This is a genomic window from Limnohabitans sp. 2KL-3, assembly GCF_001269405.1.
Taxonomy (GTDB): Bacteria; Pseudomonadota; Gammaproteobacteria; order Burkholderiales; family Burkholderiaceae_C; genus Limnohabitans_A.
This window is the reverse complement of the sequence record NZ_CXON01000005.1, coordinates 184104-208062: the sequence shown is the minus strand read 5'-3', so window position 1 is coordinate 208062 and position 23959 is coordinate 184104. Positions and strand designations below refer to the sequence as shown.

At 62.0% G+C, this 23959-nt stretch carries 16 protein-coding genes and 1 pseudogene; 15 read left to right on the top strand and 2 right to left on the bottom strand.

All coding sequences use genetic code 11. The annotated features are described in order from the left end of the window. Positions 1 to 30: 30 nt before the first annotated feature. Genes bchF through AMM41_RS09400 form a run of 15 tightly spaced genes read left to right on the top strand, consistent with a single transcriptional unit; the run spans position 31 to position 17380 of the window. Positions 31 to 540: a 2-vinyl bacteriochlorophyllide hydratase gene (gene bchF / locus AMM41_RS09470; RefSeq protein WP_089956746.1), complete on the top strand. Its 510-nt coding sequence runs from the start codon at positions 31 to 33 to the stop codon at positions 538 to 540. Then, entirely contained in the window at positions 537 to 1829 is a 1293-nt protein-coding gene (locus AMM41_RS09465) for a ferredoxin:protochlorophyllide reductase (ATP-dependent) subunit N (protein WP_089956743.1), read from the top strand. The genes bchF and AMM41_RS09465 overlap by 4 nt, the downstream gene beginning before the upstream one ends. A gap of 15 nt (positions 1830 to 1844) precedes the next feature. Next, positions 1845 to 3494 carry a ferredoxin:protochlorophyllide reductase (ATP-dependent) subunit B gene (gene bchB / locus AMM41_RS09460; RefSeq protein ID WP_089956740.1) on the top strand — a complete coding sequence of 550 codons (1650 nt, stop codon included), beginning with the start codon at positions 1845 to 1847 and terminating at the stop codon, positions 3492 to 3494. After that, a complete protein-coding gene (locus AMM41_RS09455; RefSeq protein WP_089956737.1) occupies positions 3469 to 7299 on the top strand; it encodes a magnesium chelatase subunit H in 3831 nt (1276 codons plus the stop codon). Before bchB ends, AMM41_RS09455 begins: the two co-directional genes overlap by 26 nt. Continuing rightward, on the top strand, positions 7296 to 8207 hold the full coding sequence (bchL, locus tag AMM41_RS09450) for a ferredoxin:protochlorophyllide reductase (ATP-dependent) iron-sulfur ATP-binding protein (protein ID WP_019429120.1): 912 nt from the start codon (positions 7296 to 7298) through the stop codon (positions 8205 to 8207). Before AMM41_RS09455 ends, bchL begins: the two co-directional genes overlap by 4 nt. Positions 8208 to 8240: 33 nt before the next feature. Continuing rightward, positions 8241 to 8951 (top strand): magnesium protoporphyrin IX methyltransferase, encoded by a 711-nt coding sequence (bchM, locus tag AMM41_RS09445; RefSeq protein WP_089956734.1) that lies wholly within the window; start codon positions 8241 to 8243, stop codon positions 8949 to 8951. Continuing rightward, the gene (locus tag AMM41_RS09440; protein WP_089956730.1) at positions 8948 to 10405 is read left to right on the top strand and encodes a BCD family MFS transporter; all 1458 of its coding nucleotides are present in this window, start codon (positions 8948 to 8950) and stop codon (positions 10403 to 10405) included. The genes bchM and AMM41_RS09440 overlap by 4 nt, the downstream gene beginning before the upstream one ends. A 27-nt stretch (positions 10406 to 10432) precedes the next feature. Further along, positions 10433 to 11197 (top strand): photosynthetic reaction center subunit H, encoded by a 765-nt coding sequence (puhA, locus tag AMM41_RS09435; protein WP_089956727.1) that lies wholly within the window; start codon positions 10433 to 10435, stop codon positions 11195 to 11197. Then, complete coding sequence (gene puhB, locus AMM41_RS09430; protein WP_089956724.1) at positions 11194 to 11859, top strand: photosynthetic complex putative assembly protein PuhB; 666 nt, start codon at positions 11194 to 11196, stop codon at positions 11857 to 11859. The genes puhA and puhB overlap by 4 nt, the downstream gene beginning before the upstream one ends. Further along, positions 11856 to 12371, top strand: a complete 516-nt coding sequence (gene puhC, locus AMM41_RS09425) for a photosynthetic complex assembly protein PuhC (protein ID WP_089956722.1) — start codon at positions 11856 to 11858, stop codon at positions 12369 to 12371. Before puhB ends, puhC begins: the two co-directional genes overlap by 4 nt. A 29-nt stretch (positions 12372 to 12400) precedes the next feature. Further along, complete coding sequence (acsF, locus tag AMM41_RS09420; RefSeq protein ID WP_089956719.1) at positions 12401 to 13483, top strand: magnesium-protoporphyrin IX monomethyl ester (oxidative) cyclase; 1083 nt, start codon at positions 12401 to 12403, stop codon at positions 13481 to 13483. Continuing rightward, positions 13477 to 14262, top strand: a complete 786-nt coding sequence (puhE, locus tag AMM41_RS09415) for a putative photosynthetic complex assembly protein PuhE (protein WP_089956716.1) — start codon at positions 13477 to 13479, stop codon at positions 14260 to 14262. Before acsF ends, puhE begins: the two co-directional genes overlap by 7 nt. An 8-nt stretch (positions 14263 to 14270) precedes the next feature. Then, positions 14271 to 15842, top strand: a complete 1572-nt coding sequence (locus AMM41_RS09410) for a phytoene desaturase (protein ID WP_194944693.1) — start codon at positions 14271 to 14273, stop codon at positions 15840 to 15842. Next, the gene (locus tag AMM41_RS09405) at positions 15829 to 16917 is read left to right on the top strand and encodes a phytoene/squalene synthase family protein (RefSeq protein ID WP_089956714.1); all 1089 of its coding nucleotides are present in this window, start codon (positions 15829 to 15831) and stop codon (positions 16915 to 16917) included. The genes AMM41_RS09410 and AMM41_RS09405 overlap by 14 nt, the downstream gene beginning before the upstream one ends. Before the next feature lie 13 nt (positions 16918 to 16930). Next, the gene (locus AMM41_RS09400) at positions 16931 to 17380 is read left to right on the top strand and encodes a BLUF domain-containing protein (protein ID WP_089956712.1); all 450 of its coding nucleotides are present in this window, start codon (positions 16931 to 16933) and stop codon (positions 17378 to 17380) included. Positions 17381 to 18495: 1115 nt separating this feature from the next. Here AMM41_RS09400 and AMM41_RS09395 read toward each other — a convergent pair. Continuing rightward, on the bottom strand, positions 18496 to 23250 hold the full coding sequence (locus tag AMM41_RS09395) for a DUF3320 domain-containing protein (protein ID WP_089956708.1): 4755 nt from the start codon (positions 23248 to 23250) through the stop codon (positions 18496 to 18498). Between the two features lie 128 nt (positions 23251 to 23378). Next, positions 23379 to 23489, bottom strand: a pseudogene (locus AMM41_RS22235) (phosphohydrolase); the annotation flags it as partial. Positions 23490 to 23959: the final 470 nt, after the last annotated feature.

The following is a 23959-nucleotide window of genomic DNA, read 5'->3' as shown; positions in this document are numbered from 1 at the left end:
AACCCAAGACATCCCGCCACAAGGTTCCTCATGCCCCATTCCAGCCCCCAGGTTTTGTACACGCCAGCGCAACGCGCCCGGCGTGACGCGACCGCCTGGACCTTGGTGCAAGGCATTCTGGCCCCGGTGCAGTTCCTGATTTTTGGCATCAGTTTGTATTTGGTGATCAACAGCCTGAAGACAGGCGAACACACCGACTGGGCCCTGGCCTCGGTGGTGCTCAAGACCGTGGTGCTCTACGCCATCATGGTCACGGGCGCCATCTGGGAAAAAGTGGTCTTCGGCCAATACCTGTTTGCGCCTGCCTTCTATTGGGAAGACGTGGTCAGCATGGGGGTCATGGTGCTGCACACCGCCTATGTTTGGGCTTGGTGGCAAGGCGCTTGGAGCGCCAACGACTTGCTGTGGTTGGCCTTGGCCGCGTATGGCAGCTACGCCATCAACGCCGCGCAATACATCCGCAAGCTGCGCATGGCGCGGCTGCAAAAACAACCCTCATCCACCTCTTTGCCCGACACGGGCGCACAGGCCAGCACATGAGCACTGTCATCCCGATTCGCGCAGAAACTTCCGCGCAAACCTCCGGCTGCACCGACGTTGTGCCCTTGGTCGAACGCGGCCAACGCGAGGTGTTTTGTGGCCTGACCGGCATCATCTGGTTGCACCGCAAGATCCAAGACGCTTTCTTTTTGGTGGTGGGCTCACGCACTTGCGCCCACCTGATCCAGTCGGCCGCCGGTGTGATGATCTTTGCCGAACCCCGCTTTGGCACCGCCATCATCGACGAACGCGACCTGGCGGGCCTGGCCGATGTGCACGAAGAACTCGACCGCGTGGTCGGCCAGTTGCTGGCCCGCCGCCCCGACATCCGTTTGTTGTTTTTGGTGGGTTCTTGCCCATCTGAAGTCATCAAGCTCGATTTGTCGCGCGCCGCCGAGCGCCAAAACCAGATTCACCACCCCAAGGTGCGCGTGCTCAACTACTCGGGCAGCGGCATCGAAACCACCTTCACCCAAGGCGAAGACGCTTGCTTGGCTGCAATGGTTCCTGGTTTGCCCGCCAGCACCGACACCGCCCCCGCCCTGATGGTGGTGGGCACCTTGGCCGATGTGGTCGAAGACCAGATGCGCAGCCTGTTTGATCGCATGGGTTTGCAAGTCAACTTCTTCCCACCGCGCAACAGCCAGGCCATGCCGGTGGTCGGCCCGAACACCCGTTATTTGTTGGCTCAGCCCTTTTTGGCCGACACCGCCCGCGCTCTGCAATCACGGGGCGCGCAGCATTTGCCTGCGCCGTTTCCGCTGGGTGTGGAGGGCACCACCGCCTGGCTGCAAGCGGCAGCGACCGAGTTGGGTGTGGCCCCCGAGGTGTTTGAACAAGCCACCGCCGCTCCCCGCCAGCGCGCCGAAAAAGCCCTGGCCGTGCAACGCCAGATGCTGCAAGGCCAGCGCATCTTTTTCTTCCCCGACTCGCAGCTCGAAATTCCGCTGGCGCGCTTTGTGCACCGCGAACTGGGCATGGACCTGGTGGAAGTGGGCACGCCCTATTTGCACCGCCAGCACATGGCCGCCGAACTCGCCCTCATGCCCGCAGGCACCCGCATCAGCGAAGGCCAGGACGTGGACCTGCAGCTCGACCGCTGCATCGCCGACGCGCCCGATCTGGTGGTCTGTGGCCTCGGCTTAGCCAACCCGCTCGAAGCGCAAGGCATCACCACCAAGTGGGCCATCGAGTTGGTCTTCACCCCCATTCAGGGCTACGAACAAGCGGCCGATTTGGCCGGCCTGTTCAGCCGCCCCCTCAAACGCCGCCTGAAGCTGGCGGCATAAGCGCAGGAACACCCCATGCAACTGACGCTCTGGACTTACGAAGGACCGCCCCATGTGGGCGCGATGCGCGTGGCCACCGCCATGACCGATGTGCATTACGTGCTGCACGCCCCACAAGGCGACACCTACGCCGACCTGCTGTTCACCATGATCGAGCGCCTGCCGCGCCGCCCGCCGGTGACCTACACCACCTTCCAGGCGCGTGATCTGGGCGGCGACACGGCCGAACTGTTCAAGGATGCAGCACGCCAAGCCATGGCACGCTTCAATCCTGCGGCCATGCTGGTGGGCTCGTCGTGCACCGCCGAGCTGATCCAGGACGACCCGGGTGGCCTGGCCCAAGCCCTGAAGCTGACCATTCCCGTGGTGGCCTTGGAGTTGCCCTCTTACCAGCGCAAGGAAAACTGGGGCGCGAGCGAAACCTTTTACCAACTGTGCCGCCACTTGGTGCACAAGCCTGCCGCTGACAAACCCGCCAAGGCACGCCCCACTTGCAACATCCTCGGCCCCAGCGCCCTGGGTTTTCGCCACCGCGACGACGTCAAAGAAATCACCCAACTGCTGAACCAACTCGGCGTCGATGTCGCCGTGGTCGCGCCTTTGAGCGCGAGCGTCGCCGACGTGCAAAAGCTGGCCGAGGCCGACTTCAACGTGGTGCTTTACCCCGAAATTGGCCTGGCTGCCGCGCAGTGGTTGCAGCGGCAGTTTGACCAGCCTTACACCAAGACCGTGCCACTCGGTAGCCACGCCACACGCGACTTCATCGTCGAAGTCTGCACACTGACCGGCCTGCCCCAGCCCGCACAAGACCCCAGCAACGCGCACGCCCACTGGTACGCCAAGTCGGTCGACTCGACCTACCTGACCGGCAAGCGCGTCTACATTTTTGGCGACGCCACGCATGTGGTGGCCGCAGCCCGCATCGCCAGCCAAGAGATGGGTTTTGAGGTGGTGGGTCTGGGCACATACAGCCGCGAATTTGCCCGCGAAGTGCGCGACTGCGCCAAACGCTACGGCGTCGAAGCCCTGATCACCGACGACTACCTCGAAGTCGAAACCCAGATCAACGCGCTGCAACCCGAGCTGATTTTGGGCACCCAAATGGAACGCCACATCGCCAAGCGCCAAGGCATTCCTTGCGCGGTGATTTCGGCCCCGGTGCATGTGCAGGACTTCCCCGCCCGCTACGCGCCGCAAATGGGTTTTGAAGGCGCGAACGTGCTGTTCGACACCTGGGTGCACCCGTTGATGATGGGCCTGGAAGAACACCTGATCGGCATGTTCCGCGAAGACTTCGAGTTCCATGCCGGTGCTGCGCCCTCGCACTTGGGCAGCACACGGCCTGCGGCAGAGAACGTGGCTCCGGTTGTCGCTGCGCCGATCAGTGCACCCGTCGCAACACCTGTTACAGCCGTTGCTTCACCAACGGCACCCGCACCCACCAACACCCTGACCACCGACAGCGTTCAAAAGGTCGCCGCCCCCGCCCAAGCCGCTTCGAACCAGGCCACCTGGAGCCCCGAAGCCGAAAAGGAGCTGGGCAAGATCCCGTTCTTTGTGCGGGGCAAAGCGCGCCGCAACACCGAGCGATTTGCCCAAGACCAGGGCGTGGCGACCATCACCGTGGAGACGCTCTACGATGCCAAAGCCCACTTCAGCCGGTAAACAGGCCTCATCCAACACACCCCGCATGAGCGTGGTGCTGTTGACCATGGACAGCCACTTGGCCAGCGCCGCCGAGAGCGCGGCCGAGCGCCTGGCGCGCGACCTGCCCGGCCTGCACCTGCAAACCCACAGCGCCTCGGCCTGGCGCGACAGCGACAAGGCCTTGGCCGCGTGCCTGGCCGCCGTGTCGCAGGCCGATCTGGTCATCGTCACCATGCTCTTCATGGAAGACCATTTCCTGCCGGTGCTCGACGCCCTGCAGGCACGCCGCGATCACTGCGACGCCATGGTCTGCATCATGTCGGCCCCGCAAGTCACGCAGCTCACCCGCATGGGCAAGCTGGTCATGGGCCGTGAATCGAGTGGCCTGATGGCCTTGCTCAAAAAGCTGCGCCCCAGCGCCAAGAACAAAGACACCGGTTCTGACACGGGCGCACCGTCCAGCGCCGGAGCCAAACAAATGGCCATGCTGCGCCGCCTGCCCAAGCTGCTGCGCTTCATCCCCGGCACCGCTCAAGACCTGCGCCTGTTTTTCTTGACCATGCGCTACTGGCTGGCGGGCTCTGAGCACAACATCGAGCACTTGGTCAAAACCCTGGTGCACCGCTATGCCCAAGGCCCGCGCGAGCCGCTGCGCGCCTTGGCCCAGCCCGAAGACCCGATCGAATACCCCGAGGTGGGCCTGTACCACCCGCAGATGAAAAGCCGCATCAGCGAACAGCTGAGCGACCTGCCCGGCCACGGCCGCAAAGACCAGCCCGCCGTGGGCCTGTTGTTGTTGCGCTCGTATTTGCTGGCCGGCAATACGGCGCATTACGACGCGGTCATTCATTCACTGCAAGCACGCGGCCTGCGCGTCATCCCCGCCTTTGCCAGCGGGCTGGACGCTCGCCCGGCCATGGACCGTTTCTTCAAACAAGGCACAGGCGCGAAGATCCAATCCTTGGTGTCCCTCACCGGTTTCTCGCTGGTCGGTGGCCCGGCCTACAACGACGCCAGCGCCGCCGAAGTGGCCCTGAGCGAACTCGATGTACCCTACATCGCCGCGCACCCGCTCGAATTTCAATCCATCGAACAATGGGGCGACTCGACCCGTGGCCTGCTGCCCGTGGAAAACACCATCATGGTGGCCATCCCCGAACTCGACGGCTCGATCTTGCCCATGGTCTACGGCGGCCGCCCCGGCCCTGCTGGTGAAACCTGCCACGGCTGCGACAAGCGCTGCACCTTCCCCAGCGGCCCGCGCAGCCAAGACATGTTCACCTGCAGCGAGCGCACCGAGATGCTGACGGCCCGCGTCGAACGCTTGGTGCGGCTGCGCGACAAGCCGCGTGCCGACCGCAAGCTGGCCATCGTGCTGTTCAACTTCCCACCCAACGCGGGCAGCGTGGGCACGGCCGCTTACCTCTCCGTCTTCCAGTCGCTGTTCAACACCTTGCAGCGCTTGTCACTCGAAGGCTACCAAGTCACCTTGCCAGACAGCGTGGACGATTTGCGCAACCGCCTGCTGCACGGCAACGCCAGCCAGTACGGCACGCAGGCCAATGTGCTGCACACCATCGACACCGGCCACCACGTCAAACACGAGCGCTGGTTGAACGAGATCGAAGCGCAGTGGGGCCCTGCCCCCGGCAAACACCTGACCAACGGCCAGTCCATCTTTGTGCTGGGTGCAGACTTTGGCCAGGTGGTGGTCACGGTGCAACCGGGCTTTGGCTACGAAGGCGACCCGATGCGCCTGCTGTTTGAAACCGGCTGCGCCCCCACCCACGCCTTCAGCGCCTTTTACCGCTACATGCGCGACGACTACGCCGCCGACGCGGTGCTGCACTTTGGCACGCACGGCGCGCTCGAATTCATGCCCGGCAAACAAACCGGTCTGTCGGCCCAGTGCTGGCCCGACCGCCTGATCGGCGCACTGCCCAACGTCTACCTGTATGCGGCCAACAACCCGTCGGAAGGCGCATTGGCCAAGCGCCGAGGCGCGGCCACGCTGGTGAGCTACCTTACCCCCTCGCTCACGCACTCGGGCCTGTACAAAGAACTGGTGAGCCTGCAGCAGTCCATCGAGCGTTGGCAACAAATGGGCCCTGACCAAGCGCAAGACCGCGACAGCCTGACCACACTGATCCGCGAACAAGCGCAGAGCATCGACTTGGCCGTTCCAGCAAATCAGGCGGCAGACCCCACCGCCTGGATCGAGCAACTGCAAAACCAGCTGCTGGAACTCGAATACGCCCTGATCCCCGAAGGGCTGCACGTCATGGGCCAGGCCCCCACCCGCGAGCAGCGCTTGGGCACCCTCAAAGTCATGGCCGACGCCATGGGCCTGACCGGCGCTCAAAATGCCAGCTTGATGGAAGCCTTGGTCGACGGTGCGAGCGAAGTGCAATTGAACAAGCAGTTCAGCACCGAGCTGCCCGCTGGCGACAAAGCCCAAGCCGAGACCCTGCGCCAGCTGGTGCGCAGCAACCGCCTGCTGGGCGAAGACCACGAAATGCAAGGCCTGATGCGCGCACTCGACGGCCGCTACTTGCAACCCGCCCCCGGCGGCGACCTGATCCGCAACGCCAACGTCTTGCCCACCGGGCGCAACCTGCACGGCCTCGACCCCTTCCGCATGCCCTCGGCCTTTGCGGTGCGCGATGGCATGCGCCAAGCCGACAAACTGCTGGCCCGTTACCAGCAAGACCACCAAGCCCTGCCCGAGACCGTGGCCATGGTGCTGTGGGGCACGGACAACCTCAAGACCGAAGGCAGCCCCATGGCGCAAGCCCTGGCCTTGATGGGCGCCGCCCCCCGCTTTGACAGCTACGGCCGCTTGGCTGGCGCGCAGCTGATTCCTTTGGCCGAGTTGGGTCGCCCGCGCATCGACGTGGTCATCACCTTGTCCGGCATCTTCCGCGACCTGCTGCCCATGCAAATCCGCTTGCTGGCCGAAGCCGCGTTTTTGGCCGCCAGCGCCGATGAACCACTTGATCAAAACTTTGTGCGCCAGCATGCCCTGGCCTACCTGGCCGAGCACGAAGGCAGCAACATGGAATGCGCCGCGCTGCGCGTGTTTGGCAACACCGAAGGCGCTTACGGCGCCAACGTGAACCAACTGATCGACAGCAGCTGCTGGGAAAACGAAAACGAGCTGGGCGACGCCTTCACCCAGCGCAAAGGTTTTGCCTACGGACGCGAAGGCCGCCCGGTGCGCAACACCTCGGTGCTGCAAAGCGCGCTGGCCAGTGTCTCGCTGACCTACCAAAACCTGGATTCGGTCGAGCTGGGCGTGACCAGCATCGACACCTACTTCGACACTCTGGGTGGCATCAGCCGCGCCGTGCTGCAGGCCAAGCACCAGCGCGACGGCAACGCCGCCGAAGCCCCGCCTGTGTTCATCGGCGACCAAACCCAAGGCGAAGGCGTGGTGCGCAGCCTGACCGAGCAAGTGGCCCTGGAAACCCGCAGCCGCATGCTCAACCCCAAGTGGCACGAAAGCATGTTGCAGCACGGCTACGAAGGTGTGCGCCAGATCGAAGCGCACCTGACCAACACCATGGGCTGGTCGGCCACCACAGGGCAAGTGCAGCCTTGGGTCTACCAACAGCTGGCCCAGACCTTTGTGCTGGACCCCGCCATGCGCGAGCGCATGGCCCAGCTCAACCCCACCGCATCGGCCAAAGTGGCCAACCGCCTGCTGGAGGCCACCCGCCGCCAGTACTGGCAACCCGACGCCGAGACCATGACAGCCCTGCTGCGTGCCGGTGAAGAACTTGAAGACCGCCTTGAAGGCATACAAGAAGGACTCCCAGCATGATCGAAACCACCAGCATCCCCGTGAACAGCATCCAGAGGGTACGCGGCGCAGACGGCGAAGGCAGCGTGCAGTTCCAGATGGACCCCACCGTCAAGATCGGCACCGCCAAGGTGTTTGCGGTCTACGGCAAGGGCGGCATTGGCAAGAGCACCACGTCTTCCAACCTGTCGGTGGCCTTCAGCAAGCTGGGCAAGCGCGTGCTGCAAATCGGCTGCGACCCCAAGCACGATTCCACCTTCACCCTGACCAAAAAACTCATGCCCACCGTGATCGACGCGCTCGAAACGGTGGACTTCCACGCCGAAGAGCTGCGCCTCGATGACTTCGTCTTCAAAGGCTACAACGGCGTGATGTGCGTGGAAGCCGGTGGCCCGCCTGCGGGCACCGGCTGCGGCGGTTATGTGGTCGGCCAGACCGTGAAACTGCTGAAAGAACATCACCTGCTCGAAGACACCGACGTGGTGATTTTTGACGTGCTGGGCGATGTGGTGTGTGGCGGTTTTGCCGCACCGCTGCAACACGCCGACCGCGCCTTGATCGTGACCGCCAACGACTTTGACTCCATCTTCGCGATGAACCGCATCGTCCAAGCCATCGGGGCCAAAGCCAAGAACTACAACGTCCGTTTGGGCGGTGTGATCGCCAACCGCAGCGATGCGACCGACCAAATCGACAAGTACAACGCGGTCACCGGTCTCAAAACCATGGCGCACTTCCCCATGCTCGACGAGATCCGCAAGAGCCGTTTGCAAAAGTGCACCTTGTTTGAGCTGGAGCCCACACCCGCCGTCAAAGCCGTGCAAGACGAGTACATGCGCCTGGCCGCCGCGCTGTGGCTGGGGGCCGACCCGCTGCCGTCCATCCCCATGAAAGACCGCGACATTTTTGACCTGCTGGGTTTTGACTGAACCGCACACCAAAACACGCACCGAAAGAACGTCATGAACAGCACCACCGCCTACGAACAACGCCGCAGCCAGATCGAGCACTACTTTGACCGCACCGCGGCCGATGCCTGGGCCCGACTGACCTCGAACGAGCCGGTGGGCCGCATCCGCGCCACCGTGCGCGCCGGGCGCGACACCATGCGCGAAACCCTGCTGTCTTGGTTGCCACAAGACCTGCGCGGCCTGCGCGTGCTGGACGCCGGTTGTGGCACCGGTGCACTGGCCCTGCAAGCGGCACTGCGCGGGGCCGAAGTGGTGGCGATTGATTTGTCACCCACCCTGGTCAAGCTCGCCGCCGAGCGCATGGCCGCAGAACACCCCACCCTGCCCGGCTCGGTGGAATTCATGTCAGGCGACATGCTCAGCCCCGACTTGGGTCACTTTGACCATGTGGTCTGCATGGACTCGCTGATCCACTACGACAGCGACCAAATCGCCGAAGCGCTGGCCGGTTTGGCCCAGCGCACGCGTGGCTCCATGGCCTTCACGTTTGCGCCGCGCACACCGCTCTTGGCCCTGATGCACAGCGCGGGCCGCCTGTTTCCGCGCAGCGACCGCTCGCCGTCGTTGTCGCCCGTGGCGCATGCCGACTTGCTGCAACGCATGCAAAACCACATGGATTTGCAGGGCTGGCAAGGCGCACGCATGCAGCGCGTGGCCAGCGGCTTTTACACCTCTCAAGCCTGGGAGTGGACCCGCTCATGAAACTGCGCGTCCCCATGCCCCGCTGGTTCACGGCTTACGGCACGCGCTTCATGCCGTTTGCCGATGCGGCTTCGCCTGAGCTGCCGATGGCGCGCTTGCTGCGCCTGTCGCTGTTCCAGGTGGTGATCGGCATGGTGACGGCACTGCTGGTGGGCACACTCAACCGGGTCATGATTGTGGAACTGCAAGTGCCCGCTTGGTGGGTGGCACTGGCAGTCGCTATTCCCATGGTGTTTGCGCCGCTGCGCACCCTGATCGGTTACCGCAGCGACACGCACCCCTCAGCGTTGGGTCTGCGCCGCATTCCGTATTTGTGGACCGGCACCTTGCTGCTGTTTGGCGGCCTGTCCATCATGCCGTTTGCCTTGTTGCTGCTGTCCGAACCCGAAGCCGCCAATCTGTGGGTCGGCCAGTTGGGCGCATGCCTGGCTTTTGTTTTGGTGGGCGCGGGCATCCAGGTCACACAAACCGCTGGCATGGCGCTGGCGCACGATTTGGCCAGCGACGACAAGCGCCCCCGCGTGGTGGCCTTGCTCTACAGCATGCTGCTGGTGGGCATGATCGCCAGCAGCGCGGTGTTCGGCCTGGTGCTCAGCGACTTCAGCCCGCAAAAACTCATTCAGCTGGTGCAAGGCTGCGCTGTCATGGTGGCGGTGATGAATCTCGCCTCACTGTGGAAACAAGAGGCCCGAAGTGCCAAGCGTGGCCGCCGCGAAGCCGGTGGCTTTGCGAGCAGCTGGCGTGACCTCATGGCCCAGCCGCAGATGCGCCGCTTCTTGTGGACCTTGGGCTTGGGCACCTTCGCCTTCAACATGCAAGACATCGTGCTGGAGCCGTATGCGGCCGAGATTTTGAAGCTCGACGTGGGCGCCACCAGCGCCCTCACGGCTTTGAGTGCCGGTGGTGCTTTGCTGGCCTTCCTCGTGTCAGCCCGCTGGTTGTCCGGCGGCATGCACGCCTGCCGCCTGGCCAGCCTGGGTGTGCTGCTGGGCTTGCCCGCGTTTGCGATGGTGATTTTTTCAGGGCCTCTCGAAGCGGCTTGGATGTTCCGCATCGGCGTGGGCCTGATCGGTTTCAGCGGCGGTTTGTTTTCGGTGGGCATGCTGGTCACGGCCATGGGCATGGCGGCAGACGGCAGCCCCCTTGGCCACTTGGGCGGTCTGGTCATCGGCACCTGGGGCGCGGTGCAAGCCACCAGCGCGGGCGCGGCCATGGCGCTGGGCGGGGCTTTGCGCGACGGCGTGTCGGTGCTGGCCATGTCAGGGGCTTTGGGCGAGGTGTTGGTCACGCCCATCACCGCTTACAGCTTCGTCTATCACCTGGAAATGTATTTGTTGTTTGTTGTGCTAGTGGCCCTGGGGCCCATGCTGCGTGCGAGCCGCTTGGCCGCACGGGCAGAGCCCCACCAAACCGGCACCCCCCAACCCTTTGGCCTGGCGCAACTGCCGGGCTGATGCACCGATTTTTTGAAGGAGACAGCCATGGAAACAGGCGCAATCACACAGTACATCGATGTGGCCCAAATCGTTTTGTACATGTTCTGGGCATTCTTTGCGGGGCTGATTTATTACCTCTTGCGTGAGAACCACCGCGAGGGTTACCCCATGGATTCGGGCCGCGACAACGGCCCCAAGATCGAAGGCTGGCCACCCGTGCCCGAGCCCAAGACCTTCAAGACACAAGACGGTCACACCTATTTGTCGCCCGATTTGGCACGCCCAGATGGTGAGTACAGCGCTCAGCCCATACACGGCTGGAATGGCGCGCCGCTGGAGCCCGTGGGCGACCCGCTGTTGGCGGGCGTTGGCCCCGGTGCTTGGGCCATGCGTGCCGACATCCCCGACGCAGACCCGCACGGTCACCCCAAAATCGTGCCCCTGCGCGTGGCGGCTGACCACTCTGTGGCCAAAAAAGACGTGGACCCGCGTGGTTTGCCCGTCTGGGGCGCGGACAAGGTTGTGGCCGGCACCGTGGTGGACCTGTGGGTCGACCGCATGGAGATGATGTTCCGTTACGCCGAAGTGCAGCTGGCAGGCTCCGACAAACGCGTGCTGCTGCCCATGACCTTTGCACGCATCAAGAAAGACGGCACCCATGTGCAGGCGATTTTGGGCCACCAGTTTGTGAACGTGCCGCAAACCAAATCGAACGAGCAGATCACCTTGCTCGAAGAAGAAAAAATCACCGCCTATTACGGCGCGGGCACCTTGTACGCCACCCCTGAGCGTCAGGAACCCATCATATGAAAGCCACCCACGAACACGAGTGGGAAGCCGCCCCCGGCCTGCCCAGCGCCCTGCCCCCGGGCGAGCGCGTGGTCTGGCAGGGCGCACCCGATTGGAAACGCTTGGCCATCCATGCCTTCCATGTGCGCAAGATCGCGCTGTACTTCGCGCTCATGCTCGCGGTGCAGGCCATCAACCTGACGGCACCCGAGGGACGGGTGGATTGGAAACCTCTGGTCGTGGCCGCGAGCCTCTACGCCCTGGCCTTGGCCCTGCTCTTGGGCACGGCCTGGATGTCGGCACGCAGCACGCTCTACACCCTCACCAACAAGCGTGTGGTCATGCGCATTGGCATCGTGCTCACGCTGACCTTCAACCTGCCCTTCAAACGCATCGCGGGGGCATCACTCAAGACCCAAGGCGCGGGCACGGGCGACATCGCGCTGGCTTTGCACCCCGAAGACCGCATCGGCTGGGTTCACCTGTGGCCGCACCAACGCGCTTGGCATGTGACACAGCCCCAACCCACGTTGCGCTGCGTGCCTGACAGCCAACAAGTCGGCGAGCAACTGCTGAACCTGTGGCGTGCCGAACGTGCGGGTCAAAGCCTGCACTTGGGCGATTCGCCTGCAACGGCCTCGGTCAATCAGCCCCACACACCCAACCACGGCATGCTGGCATGAGCACCCTGCCCCAACACGACTGGCAGCGCAACCACCAAGCCCCACAGACCCAGGGCCTGAACCGGCCCATGGCCTGGATCGGCGTGATGCTGCTGGCCATGCTGGTGGCCGTGGGCCTGGCCCGCTGGTCAGGCTTGGACCCACGCACCCCTGACGCTGCGGTGCAGTGGCAGCGCGACCTGCAGTTTCGCGACGTGGCCGGTGGCGACATCGCCGTGCTGGACCACCGAACCGGCCAGCAAGTGGCACGTTTCAGTGGTGAGCAAGGCTTTTTGCGCAGCACCTTGCGGGCACTGGCCCGTGAACGCCACCGCGAAAGCCTCAGTGGCGACGCCCCCTTTTTGTTGATCGGCCGCACCGATGGCCGCATGACCCTGCAAGACCCCAGCACCGGCCAGCGCATTGACTTGGAGTCCTTTGGCCCCAGCAACGCTGCGGTGTTCGCCAGTCTCAGACTGGCAGGGCAAAACCCCACGCCCATCAAAACCTCGTCGGCCAACACGCCCCGCTGAACCTGATTGAACCCACACCGGAGAACACCATGACCGCCACCGCTGTCCACACCATCGAAACCGCAGCAGACGCCAACAAAAAGGCCGTGCACGACGACATGATCAGCCCGCGTTTTTACACCACCGACTTTGCTGTGATGGACCGCATCAACATCGAGCCGGTGCGTGCCGAGTGGGACAAGATGATGGCCGAATACGAGGGCGACAACAACCACGACCACTTTCAACGCGACGAGGCGTTTGCAGGCGAAGTGGCCGCGGGCATGGCCAGCCTCTCGCCCGAGATGCGCCAGGAGTTCATGGACTTTTTGGTCAGCTCCCTCACATCGGAGTTTTCCGGATGTGTGCTCTACAACGAGATCCGCAAGAACGTCACCAACCCCGACATCAAGCAGCTGATGACCTACTTGGCCCGTGACGAATCGCGCCATGCAGGCTTCATCAACCTGTCGCTGCGCGACTTCAATCTGGGCATCGACCTGGGCAACTTGAAGCGCACCAAGAAGTACACCTTCTTCAAGCCCAAATACATTTACTACGCCACCTACCTGTCCGAAAAAATCGGCTACGCACGCTACATCACCATCTTCCGCCAGCTCGAAAAGCACCCCGAAAAACGCTTTCACCCCATCTTTCGCTGGTTCGAGCTGTGGTGCAACGACGAGTTCCGCCATGGCGAATCGTTTGCGCTGATCATGCGGGCCAACCCCAAGTTGCTTAGCGGCGGCAACAAGCTCTGGATTCGCTTTTTCTTGCTGGCCGTGTACGCCACCATGTACGTGCGCGACCACACCCGCCCCATGCTGCACGAAGCCATGGGCCTGGATTCGAGTGAATACGACTACCAGGTGTTCCGCATCACCACCGAGATCACCAAGCAGGTCTTCCCTCTGGCCTTGGACACCGACAACCCTGACTTCCGCCGGGGCCTGGAGCGCCTGTTTGCCCTGTCACAAGCCATGGCCAAAGCCAAGGCCCGGGGCGGAGTCGTCGGCAAACTGCAGCAAGGCGTGTGCGCCGTCAAAGCCGCCGCCACCTTTGCCCGCCTGTACTTCATGCCCGTGATTCAACAAGACCTGTCGCCTCAGGTCCGCATGGAACCGGCATGGTGACTGAAGTCGTTTGGGCCTGCGTGTTCACGGCCCTGAGCTGGTGGCTCGGCACGGGCGTGATCTTGTGGCTTGACCGCTTGCCTGCACGCAGCTTCCGTTTCAGCCTGGCGGGCTGGACGGTGCTGTTGGCTTTGAGTTTTTGGGGCGTGGCCCACAGCATGAAAGAGGTCAGCGTGTTCAACGCTTACCTCGCCTTTGGCAGCGTGATTGTGATGTGGGGCTGGCACGAGCTGGCTTTTTTGACCGGCTGGATCACCGGCCCACGCAAAATCCCATTAGATCCCGGCACCACGGGTTGGCCTCGTTTTGTGCAATCGGTGCAGGTCATGCTCTACCACGAGCTGGGCTTGCTGGCCAACTTTGCCGTGCTCTGGTGGATGCAAGAGCGTCAGCCCAGCCATGTGGCCATTTGCACCTTTGCGCTGCTGTGGTGCATGCGCCTGTCGGCCAAAATGAATTTGTTTTTTGGCGTGCCACAAAACGGCGCGCAATACCTGCCTGATCACCTCAAGTACCTCGCCAGTTATTTCCGAACCACCAGCGGCATGTCGCTGTGGTTTGTGCTGTCGATGGGCGTGGCCATGGGCACCTGGTTCTGGCTGGTCTGGCTCGCCCAGCAGGGCGCCGTGGCCATCACCACCGGCTGGGTCATGCTGGCCACTTTGCTGGGCCTCGCGATCGTTGAACACGTCATCATGATTTTTCCTTGGCCACTGGAGCGGCTGTGGGGTTGGGCCATGGGCCAGACCCGCAAACCGGCTTTGACCACACCCCCTTGAAGGCCACCATGAACACCACCACCCATGCTTACCGCACCGAAGGTTTCGGCATCCCCGTCTCGCCGCAAGGCCCAGAGCTGGGCAACCCGTCCAAGCTGCGCCAGCGTCCGGTGGCGGTGGTCATTGGCAGCGGCTTTGGCGGGCTGGCCGCAGCGATCCGCCTGAGCGTCAAAGGCTATGAGGTCAAAGTCTTTGAAAAACTCGACGCCCCCGGTGGCCGCGCTTATGTGCACCACCAGGACGGCTTCACCTTTGATGCGGGCCCCACCATCATCACCGCGCCCTTTTTGCTCGAAGAGCTGTGGGCGCTGTGCGGCAAAAGCTTTGCGGACGACGTGAAGCTGGTCGCCATGGACCCGTTTTACCGCGTGCGTTTTTCAGACGGAACTTGGTTCGACTACAACGGCGACCCCGAGCACATGCGGGCCGAAGTGGCGCGCTTTGAGCCCTCAGACTTGGCGGGGTACGAGCGCTTTTTGGAAGAAGCCGAGCGCTGCAAAACCCTGGGTTTTGAAGGCATGGGCGACATGGCCTTTGACAAGGTCAGCGACCTGATGGCCGCCATCCCCGACTTCTTGCGCATGGGCGCTTGGCGCAGCCTGTACAGCCTGGTGGCCAAACACATGCGCAATGACAAGCTGCGCATCGTGATGAGCTTTCACCCGCTGTTGATCGGTGGCAACCCCTTTGCCGTGACCTGCGCCTACGCCCTCATCAACTCGTTGGAACGCACTTGGGGCGTGCACTCGGCCATGGGCGGCACCGGGGCGATTGTGAAAGGTCTGGTCGGCCTGCTGCAAGAACGCGGCGTGCCGCTGCGTTGCAACGCACCCGTCACACAAATCCGTATTGAAAACGGCCGCGCCTGCGGCGTCGAATTGCAAAACGGTGAGTTCGTGCCCGCCGATATCGTGGTGAGCAACGGCGACACCGCCTGGACCTACAAAAACCTGGTCGCGCCTGAGCACCGCCGCGTGTGGACCGACCGCAAGATCGCCAACGGCAAATACTCCATGGGTTTGTTTGTCTGGTACTTCGGCACCTCGCGCCAATACAAAGACGTGCCGCACCACATGATGGTGCTGGGCCCGCGCTACAAAGGCCTGCTGCAAGACATCTTCAACAAGCACAAATTGGCCGAGGACTTTAGCCTGTATCTGCACCGCCCCACCGCCACCGACCCTTCGTTGGCACCGGAAGGCTGCGACACCTTTTATGTGCTCTCGCCCGTGCCGCATCTGGACAGCGGCACCGACTGGCCCGCCTTTGCCGAAACCTACCGCGCCGCCATTGCCGAGAGCCTGGAAGCCAGCGTGTTGCCCGGTCTGCGCGACTGCATCGTGACCAGCAAGGTCAGCACACCGCAGGATTTTCAGGACAACTTGTGGTCCTACAAAGGCGCAGGCTTTGGCCTGGAGCCGCTGTTGCTGCAAAGCGCCTGGTTCCGCCCCCACAACCGCAGCGAGGATGTGCCCGGCCTGTTTGTGGTGGGTGCCAGCACGCACCCGGGCGCGGGCGTTCCCGGTGTGCTCATGTCAGCCAAAGCTTTAGAAACGGTGGTCCCCCATGTCAAGGTATGAACGCGATGCCCCCGTGGCCAACTCGGAGCTGAACTTCGACTCGAACGACCTGCAAGCCTGCGTGGCCATGATGCAAGGCGGCTCCAAAACCTTTTTTGCCGCCAGCCGTTTGTTGCCGCCTCGCGTCCGCATCGCGGCCATCGCCTTGTATGCGTTTTGCCGTGTGGCCGACGATTTGGTGGACGAAGCGGCAGCAGGCGATACCCCGCTCGATGTGTTGCAGACACGGCTGGACGCGATTTATGCCGGCACCCCCAGCGACCACGTCGAAGACCACGCCCTGAGCTTGGTGGTGCAGCAATACAAACTGCCACGCCATTTGCTGGACGCCCTCATTGAAGGCTTTGCCTGGGATGCCGGTGGCCGCACCTATGACAGCATTGAAGACCTGCACGCCTATGGCGCCCGTGTAGCGGGCAGCGTGGGCGCGATGATGAGCTGGATCATGGGCCCGCAAAGCATGGACACCCTGGCCCGCGCCTGCGAGTTGGGGGTGGCCATGCAGCTCACCAACATTGCCCGCGACGTGGGGCACGACGCCAGCATTGGCCGCCTGTACCTGCCGCGTCGCTGGCTGATCGAGGCCGGTGTTCAGCCCGAGGCCTGGATGGCCCAGCCTACGTTCACACCCGCCATCGCCGTTGTGGTGGCGCGTTTGCTGGACGAGGCGGACCGCCTCTACAAGCAGGCCCACTCGGGCATCGCCGCCCTGCCGCCCGACTGCCGCGCCGCCATTTGTGCGGCCAGCATGATCTATGCCGAAATTGGCCACCAGCTGCGCCGCGAAGGCCTGGACTCGGTGAACAAGCGCACCGTGGTCAGCACCACACGCAAACTCATGCTGTTGGCCAGCGCCTGGACTCAGGTGCACTGGATCCGTGTGAGCGAGCACAGCCCCGAGCCACTGGCCGCCATTGTGGGCCTGGTGCAGGGTTGCCGCGATGCGACCCAACAAACCGGCAACAAAGCGTATTTTCCAAACCGCGCCATGCCCCAGCGCGTGGCCTGGATGCTGGACTTGTTTGAGCGACGCGAAAACGAGCGCCTGGACCGCAACGCCATGAAACAAAACTGATGAGAAAGAACCCATGAGAGTTCGCAGCCACCGCATCAATGTGCGACTTCTGTACGTCAGCCGGGCAGCGGGGCCTCAAACCACCACGATGACCACCACCATCTTGCAACAAGCCCACCAAAACAACCCGGACATGGGCATCACGGGTGTGCTGTGCCAAGGACAAGGTTTTTTCTTTCAAGTGCTCGAAGGCGAACGCGGCCGTGTCAACGCCCTGTACCGCCGCATCTGTGCCGACACACGACACCAAGACGTGGAACTGCGCCACTACGAAGAGATCAACGAACGGCGCTTTGGCGAATGGTCCATGGCACTTGTGCACCTGTCGGTCGACGACCCCATGGTCAGACTGCAACACCCAGACTTCGACCCCTACTCGGCCCCAGGCCCACAGGTGATGCAACAAATGCTCGACTTGCTCGAAACCGGACACCCCATCCGCTTGCCTGCCAGCAAAGCTTGATGTAAGTGCCCCGCCCTCCGGGCGATGGGTAGTGGTCTGCGAGGCTTTTCGCGACGAGGGCGTCGCTCCTACAAGGGTAAATGCCCTGCATGTTGTAGGAGCCCCGCCCCCGGGGCGATGGATGGTGGTCTGCGAGGCTTTTCGCGACCAGGGCGTCGCTCCTACAAGGGAAGAACACGCATTTTGTAGGAGCCCCGCCCCCGGGGCGATGGGTGGTGGTCTGCGAAGGTTATCGCGACGAGGGCGTCGCTCCTACAAGGGAAATGCCCTGCATGTTGTAGGAGCCCCGCCCTCGGGGCGATGGATGGTGGTCTGCGAAGGTTATCGCGACGAGGGCGTCGCTCCTACTTGGGTAGACCCCGCATTTTGTAAGACCCCGCCCAATACCAGAACCCGGATTTTGTGGGGCCACGCCCCCGAGGCGATGGGTTCATGTCTGTCCGATTTTTCAAAATTTTTCAGCCGTGCATTTCTCGGTCAACGCCAAGGGCGTGTTCCAAGCCCATCAACCAAAGGGGCAGACCCCACAAAAAAATCAATGCCTCGAATACCGTTCAAGACTTCAATGGGCCGGATCAATCCAAAAATTCTTAGGGTCACCTTCTGGTGTCCATTGAATTTTCCCCGCAGCCTGCGAGACAAATTTGAACACAGTGCTTGGGCAAGGTTTGAACGCCGATCCAAGCCCATTCGCCACCCCCCTCTTGGCGAATTCGCCGCATCAACCCAACCCAACTTCCGCACTGACAGCCCATCAAACACCGCCCCCAGCCCCAAGTGCACGCCGCACAGGTCAGCCACCACGGTGGCTGCCCAGTCAAAGTCGGCCTACTTGTGCTCGGGGGATCCGTCGGTGTCTGACACGGTCAAGATGTCACGCAAATTGTTGATTCAGTGGTCAGCAAAGGCCTCCGTTTGTAAAAACGCTTATCTGCACTTTGCAAAGACCATCACCTTTAAGGGGCACCCAAATTCCCAAATTGACGAGGCAGTATTCCCAAATGTGCGACAGAAAAAAGCCACCGAACCCACCATCAAACGTGAATTTGGAGGCTGCAATCAGGTCGCAGATTTGACCTGCTTTCGAGGCTGCAAAGGGGTGCCCATGGCGCGTGCTACACCAAAAACACCATGCCCGCTTTCAAGGTGGCCCGTTGCGTCGTGATCAAGTGGTCCAAACGTTCGTCCACTGCGGCGGCTATTCTTTGCGTGGAGCGTCCAAAACCCAGCATCTCGATGGCGGCACCTGCAGCGTCTTGCCTGCTGAGTGAAAAACCCAAGCGCAAAGACTCGAGCAAAGCGGCGTCTATCTCCTCAGGGGCCACCCATTCGATTTTGCGCTCGGCGCTGGGCCAAGCAGAGCGGTCGCGCACCACAAAATCAAACTTGCCCGGCTCATACAAAAATTCGCCCCGCAATTCCACCCACTGACGGCGCTGACCTTCGTTGACGGCATCCTGCACCGACGAAGCGATTCGAGCCCCGGCCCGCACAATGCCAAACGCCTCCATCAAGCGGCGCGTGACCTCGGCCAAGTGCACAGGCCCCTCAACGCTCACCACCTTGGCCATCATTTGGCCCAGCGCTGCAGCGCCCACCTGGTGCATCTGCACATCCAGCACAGATGGCAGCTGAGCCTTCAGATACGGCACGGCAAAACTCGAAGCGGCGGGCGCTTCCGTGCTGTCCCGTGCAATCACATGCGGCACCGCGGCGGGCATGCTGGTTTGCAGGGGCTGTTCTTGGTCGGCCGCCAATTGGGCCGCCTCAATCGCGGCCACAACCCGCTCAATTTCTTGCTGACGGTTGCGGAACCAGTCTGTGCTCCAGATACGGTGGAACGTCCAACCCAAACCTTCGAGCACAGCCTGGCGCAAACGGTCACGGTCGCGGGCGGAATGGGAGCTGTGATAGGCCGCACCATCGCACTCAATGGCCAACAGATAACGGCCCGGCAAATCCGGATGACGGACCGCCATGTCAATGAAATAACCCGCTGTCCCGACCTGCGGCTCGACGTTGTAGCCCAAGGAACGCAGGGCGGACAGCACCTCGGACTCGAAGGGCGAATCCACACCCCGCCCTGTTTCCTGAGCCACTTCCAGCTCACGCGTTTCCGCAAATTTCAAAAAGTTTTTCAGGGCACGCACACCGTGCTTGGCCGTTGCATCCAGCTCCAGTTCATCGGCCTTGAAGTTGCTGAAGACCCGCATCACCATCTTGGCCCGGGTGATCAACACATTCAGACGGCGGTGCCCGCCGTCCTTGTTCAGCGGCCCAAACTCTTTGGCCACCCGGCCCGACTCGTTGCGCCCGTAGCCCACGCTGATAAAAATCGAATCGCGCTCATCGCCTTGGATGTTCTCCAGGTTTTTGACAAAGAACGGCTCGTTCGGATGGCGAGAGAAAAAGGCCTCGGCCTCGGGTGTTTTGCGACGCAGCAACTCCACCTCGACACTGATCAAGTCGCGCTGCGCCACGCTGAAAGCGGCCACGCCCAGCGTCATGTGTGGCTGGCTCAGTGCATGCGCCATCACGGCTTGCGCCACGGCCTTGGCCTCTTCCTTGTTGGTGCGGGTGCGGCCCCGGTCGTACACCGTTTCAGGCAAATGCGTCAGGTGAATGCCACTGGCCAATGCGTTGGTGCCCGCACTCGGGAAAATCACCAGCTTGCTCTCGTAAAACTCGGCATTGGACACCGCGATCAAAGACTCGTGTCGGCTGCGGTAATGCCAGCGCAAGTAACGCTCTGGGCAACCGGCCACCTTGCACAGACTCAAAATGCTCTCAATGTCGGCGGTGCTGCTCTCTTCGTCGTCCAGATCCATCTCGCGCCCAAAAAAATCAGTCGGCGGCATTTGACGGTCGTCCCCCACCACCACCAACTGCTTGCCCCGCATGATGGCCCCGAACGCGTCCACCGCCTTGACCTGCGAGGCTTCGTCAAAGATCACCACATCAAATGACATCTTGCCCGGCGGCAAAAAATTGGCAATCGACATCGGGCTCATCATGAACACGGGTTTGATCTGCTGAATGGCCCGGCCCGCTTGCGCCATCAACTGCCGAATGGGCAAATGTTTGCGCTTTTTGTTGAGCTCGGTGCGCAAAACGGCCATCTCTCCGGGCTGCCCCAAGCTTGGCTTTCGGGCCCAAACCTGTGCAGCCAACTGCGTTTGCGCATGCTGCATGGACGCCAAGTCCAAGGCCCTGAAACGCTCAATTTGGTGTTCGTGCTGAATGCGGTCAAAGCGCTGCAGTAAAGGCTCGCTCGCATACACCCCCTGAATCAAGCCCGAATACCAAGTCAGATCCAACAAGGCCGTGATCTGCTCCGCCTGCTCGCAGCGGACCGCCCAATCTGCAAATGCGCCCAGCGTGGCCTCGCGCACCTGCCCTGCCAAAGCATTGAATCGGGCCACCTGGTACAGATCGGCCAGCGAGGCTTGCCACTTCTGCAATTGCGCCGCCAAGTCCGGCAAAGGCGTGGTCTGCAAATCTGCACCCACCCCTGCGGCCACCCCTTCAGACGCCAGCCCCAAGGTGACGCGCACCTGGCCCAACACCCCCTGCAACTGCGCTGTGCCCGCTTGCACCTCCTCGGCCATCGCCCCCAAACCCGCCGCATCGGCATGACCCGCCAAAAAGTCCACAATGCCCGCTGGCAAAGTGCCTCGCCCCAAATCGTCGTGCAACACCATCACCCATTCGGTGATGCGCTGCAGCACCGGCCAATCGGACTGCACCCCCTGCCACTGCGCACCCAGCAAAGCCTGGCCCAAACCCTGGTGCTGGTCGAACACCTTTTGATGCTGCTGGTACGCCAGCACCGCATCCACCATGGCCAACATCTCGGGCACGGCCTTGGGCAACTCTGTTTTGGCCAACGCTTGAAGCTGCCCTTTGGCCGCCCTGAACTCGCTCGACAAAAAGCGCCACCATTTGCTGCCGTGGCTGAGCAAGGCCTGCCGCACAGACAACAAATCCTTTTCCCAGGCCAGATCGATCAAGCGCGGCGCAAACGCCGAATGCAATTGGCTCATCGCCTGCCCAGCCGCCAACAGGGCGCGCAAAGCATCGCGGCGCAACTGCCAGTCTTGCGTCGACAAATGCACCCCTGTCAGCTTCGGCGCCTCTTGCGCCCGGCGAGCTGCACGGCACACCACGGCCATGTCCTGGAGCGTGGCCGGTTGGCCCAGCATCAGGCGCTGCGACAAAGCCGTCGCATGGGCCTGCAGCGCTTGAACATGCGAAAGCGCCTGCGCCAAGGCCACGGCGGCTTCATTTTCTTCAATGGGCGTGAGGTAAGTGCGCTCCGATCCCCAAAAAGGATTGCCATCCGGCCGGCCCATGGCCTTGACCTGCAGCGCCAGCGCCTGCAACTTTTCACGCTGTGTATGGAAATGGTCTTGCGTCCACGCCGCCATGGGTGCAAACGCCAAAGGTGACAACATCGGCCACTCACGCTTGCAGCGCAGGTAATGCCCCAGCACCACCAAAAAAGGCAAGCCACTCGCGCCCACATTGGCGCTGACCGCATCGCAATACCGGTTGAGCTGCTCCTGCACCACGCGCAGGCTCTCGATGTCACGCTGGCCACTGTCGTTCAAGGGCTTGCCCTGCTCCAACGAGCGCCGCAGCTCAGCCAGCACCGACGTCTTGGTGGCGCGTTGGCTGTGCAGCTCCAAAACCGCATCGCCCAAATGGCACTCGTCCAAGCGACGCTTGACCACCTCCAACGCCGCCATTTTTTCTGACACAAACAAAACCGACTTGCCCTGGCTGGTCAGCTCGGCGATCAAGTTGGTGATGGTCTGCGACTTGCCCGTGCCCGGCGGCCCCTGAATCACTAGGTTGGAGCCCGCCCGCACCTCCAAAATCGCCTGCGTCTGGCTGCTGTCTGCATCCTTGACGAAATGCACCTCGCCCGGCGCAATCACCGTGTCAATGCGTACATCCTCGTCAAACGCCGCTTGTGCATCGCCAAAGCCCTGCCCCATCAAGCGCCCGATCAGCGGGTGACTGGCGGGCGCACTGTCAGCGGGCCAGCTTTGCGGGTCCAAATCCTTGAACATCAAGAACTTGCCGAATGAGAAAAACCCCAACACCATGTCGTCGGGCTGCACAGACCAGCGCGGCTGGGGGCCCAAGGCACTTTGCACATCCGCCATGTAGCGCTGCAATGCCGCCACATCCATCTCGGCCTCGGGGTCTACCTCGGGCAGTTGAATCCCGAAATCGCTGCGCATCTTGGCGGCCAGCGACAAATTGAACACCAAGTCGTCCCCGGTGTAAGCGGCCCTGTAACGGTCTTGTGCAGACGCCCGCTCCAGCCTGACCGGCACCAGCACCAAGGGCGCACGCCGTGCCTCGGAGGCGCTTTCGCTTTCGTACCAATGCAAAAAACCTACCGCCAGAAACAAGATGTTGACGCCTTGCTCCTCCACAAAAGTCTTGGCCTCAGCCTGCATCTTGAGCAGCTGCAAAAACAGGCGCTCAGACTCCAGCGCGGTTTGCAACATCTGCGCGGGCGCACGACGCGTGCTGCCCGCACCCTCAGTGGCCACATCGGGTGCAGCTACCGGGTCCTCGGCCAGACTCAGCTCTTCCAGCAACTCTTGGTCTTGCGCCTGACCCTCTTCGAGGGAGTCGCCCGCATCGGCGATTTTGGCTTGCGCCGTCTTGGCCATGCCCACAAAACCCAAGGCTTTTTCGGCCACATACAACGCCTCAAAAACCTCGGTGCCCAACCGCTGAACAATGGCTAAATTTTTGGCGTTCTTCTTGAAACTGATCAGGTTGTTGCGCAAACCAATGTCAAGCAACTCTTTGCGACTGGTTTGCAACTTGGCGTGAATGTCTTGGCTCATTTTGGGCGGGTAGGTTTTGGCAAGCCCGAAGAATACTATTGTTGAGAAAGCAAGCCCCAAGCCAACAAATTACGTCAAAACCTATGGCCTTGCGCAGCAGGGTTAAAGGACCCGATTTGACTCTTCGCTTACACAGTCAACCTCCGCGCATACAAGCCATCAAACACCGCCTCCAACCCCGGATGCACGCCGCGCTGACCAGCAACCACGGCGGCGGCCCAGTCGAAATTGGCCTGCTTGGTGGACCGCGACGTCAAGCGCGTGCAGGAGACGTGGTGGCGCTGGCTGATTTGGGGCTGCTGGAGCGCACTGAGTCTGGCGGGGTGGTCTGTCCTTACTCGTCCATGCACATCGACATGGTTCTCAAAGCCGCATGAACCAGGCCTTTTCCTCAGAATCTAAAACGTCTTGATGACGAACACTTGGAGCAACTTCGAAAGGAAGGCAAGACCCATGGCTCAGAAATTTTCTGATCTTCGCGCACAGATGAAGCCGGAGCCGCAAAGCAATCCACAACCGCCTTCACGGGGGCCTATTGGGAGGCCTGGGTTTTGAACTTGATCTTCATTGAGCGATTACTTTTTGCCAGCGTTTGTGGAGTCTGTAAACGCCACAAACTGTTTTGTGGAGCCTCAAAACGGTTTCAGGCTCCACAAGTGTTACTTTTTTTCTCTGCAACCTCTCTTCAGTTACATGGTTTTGAGATGTA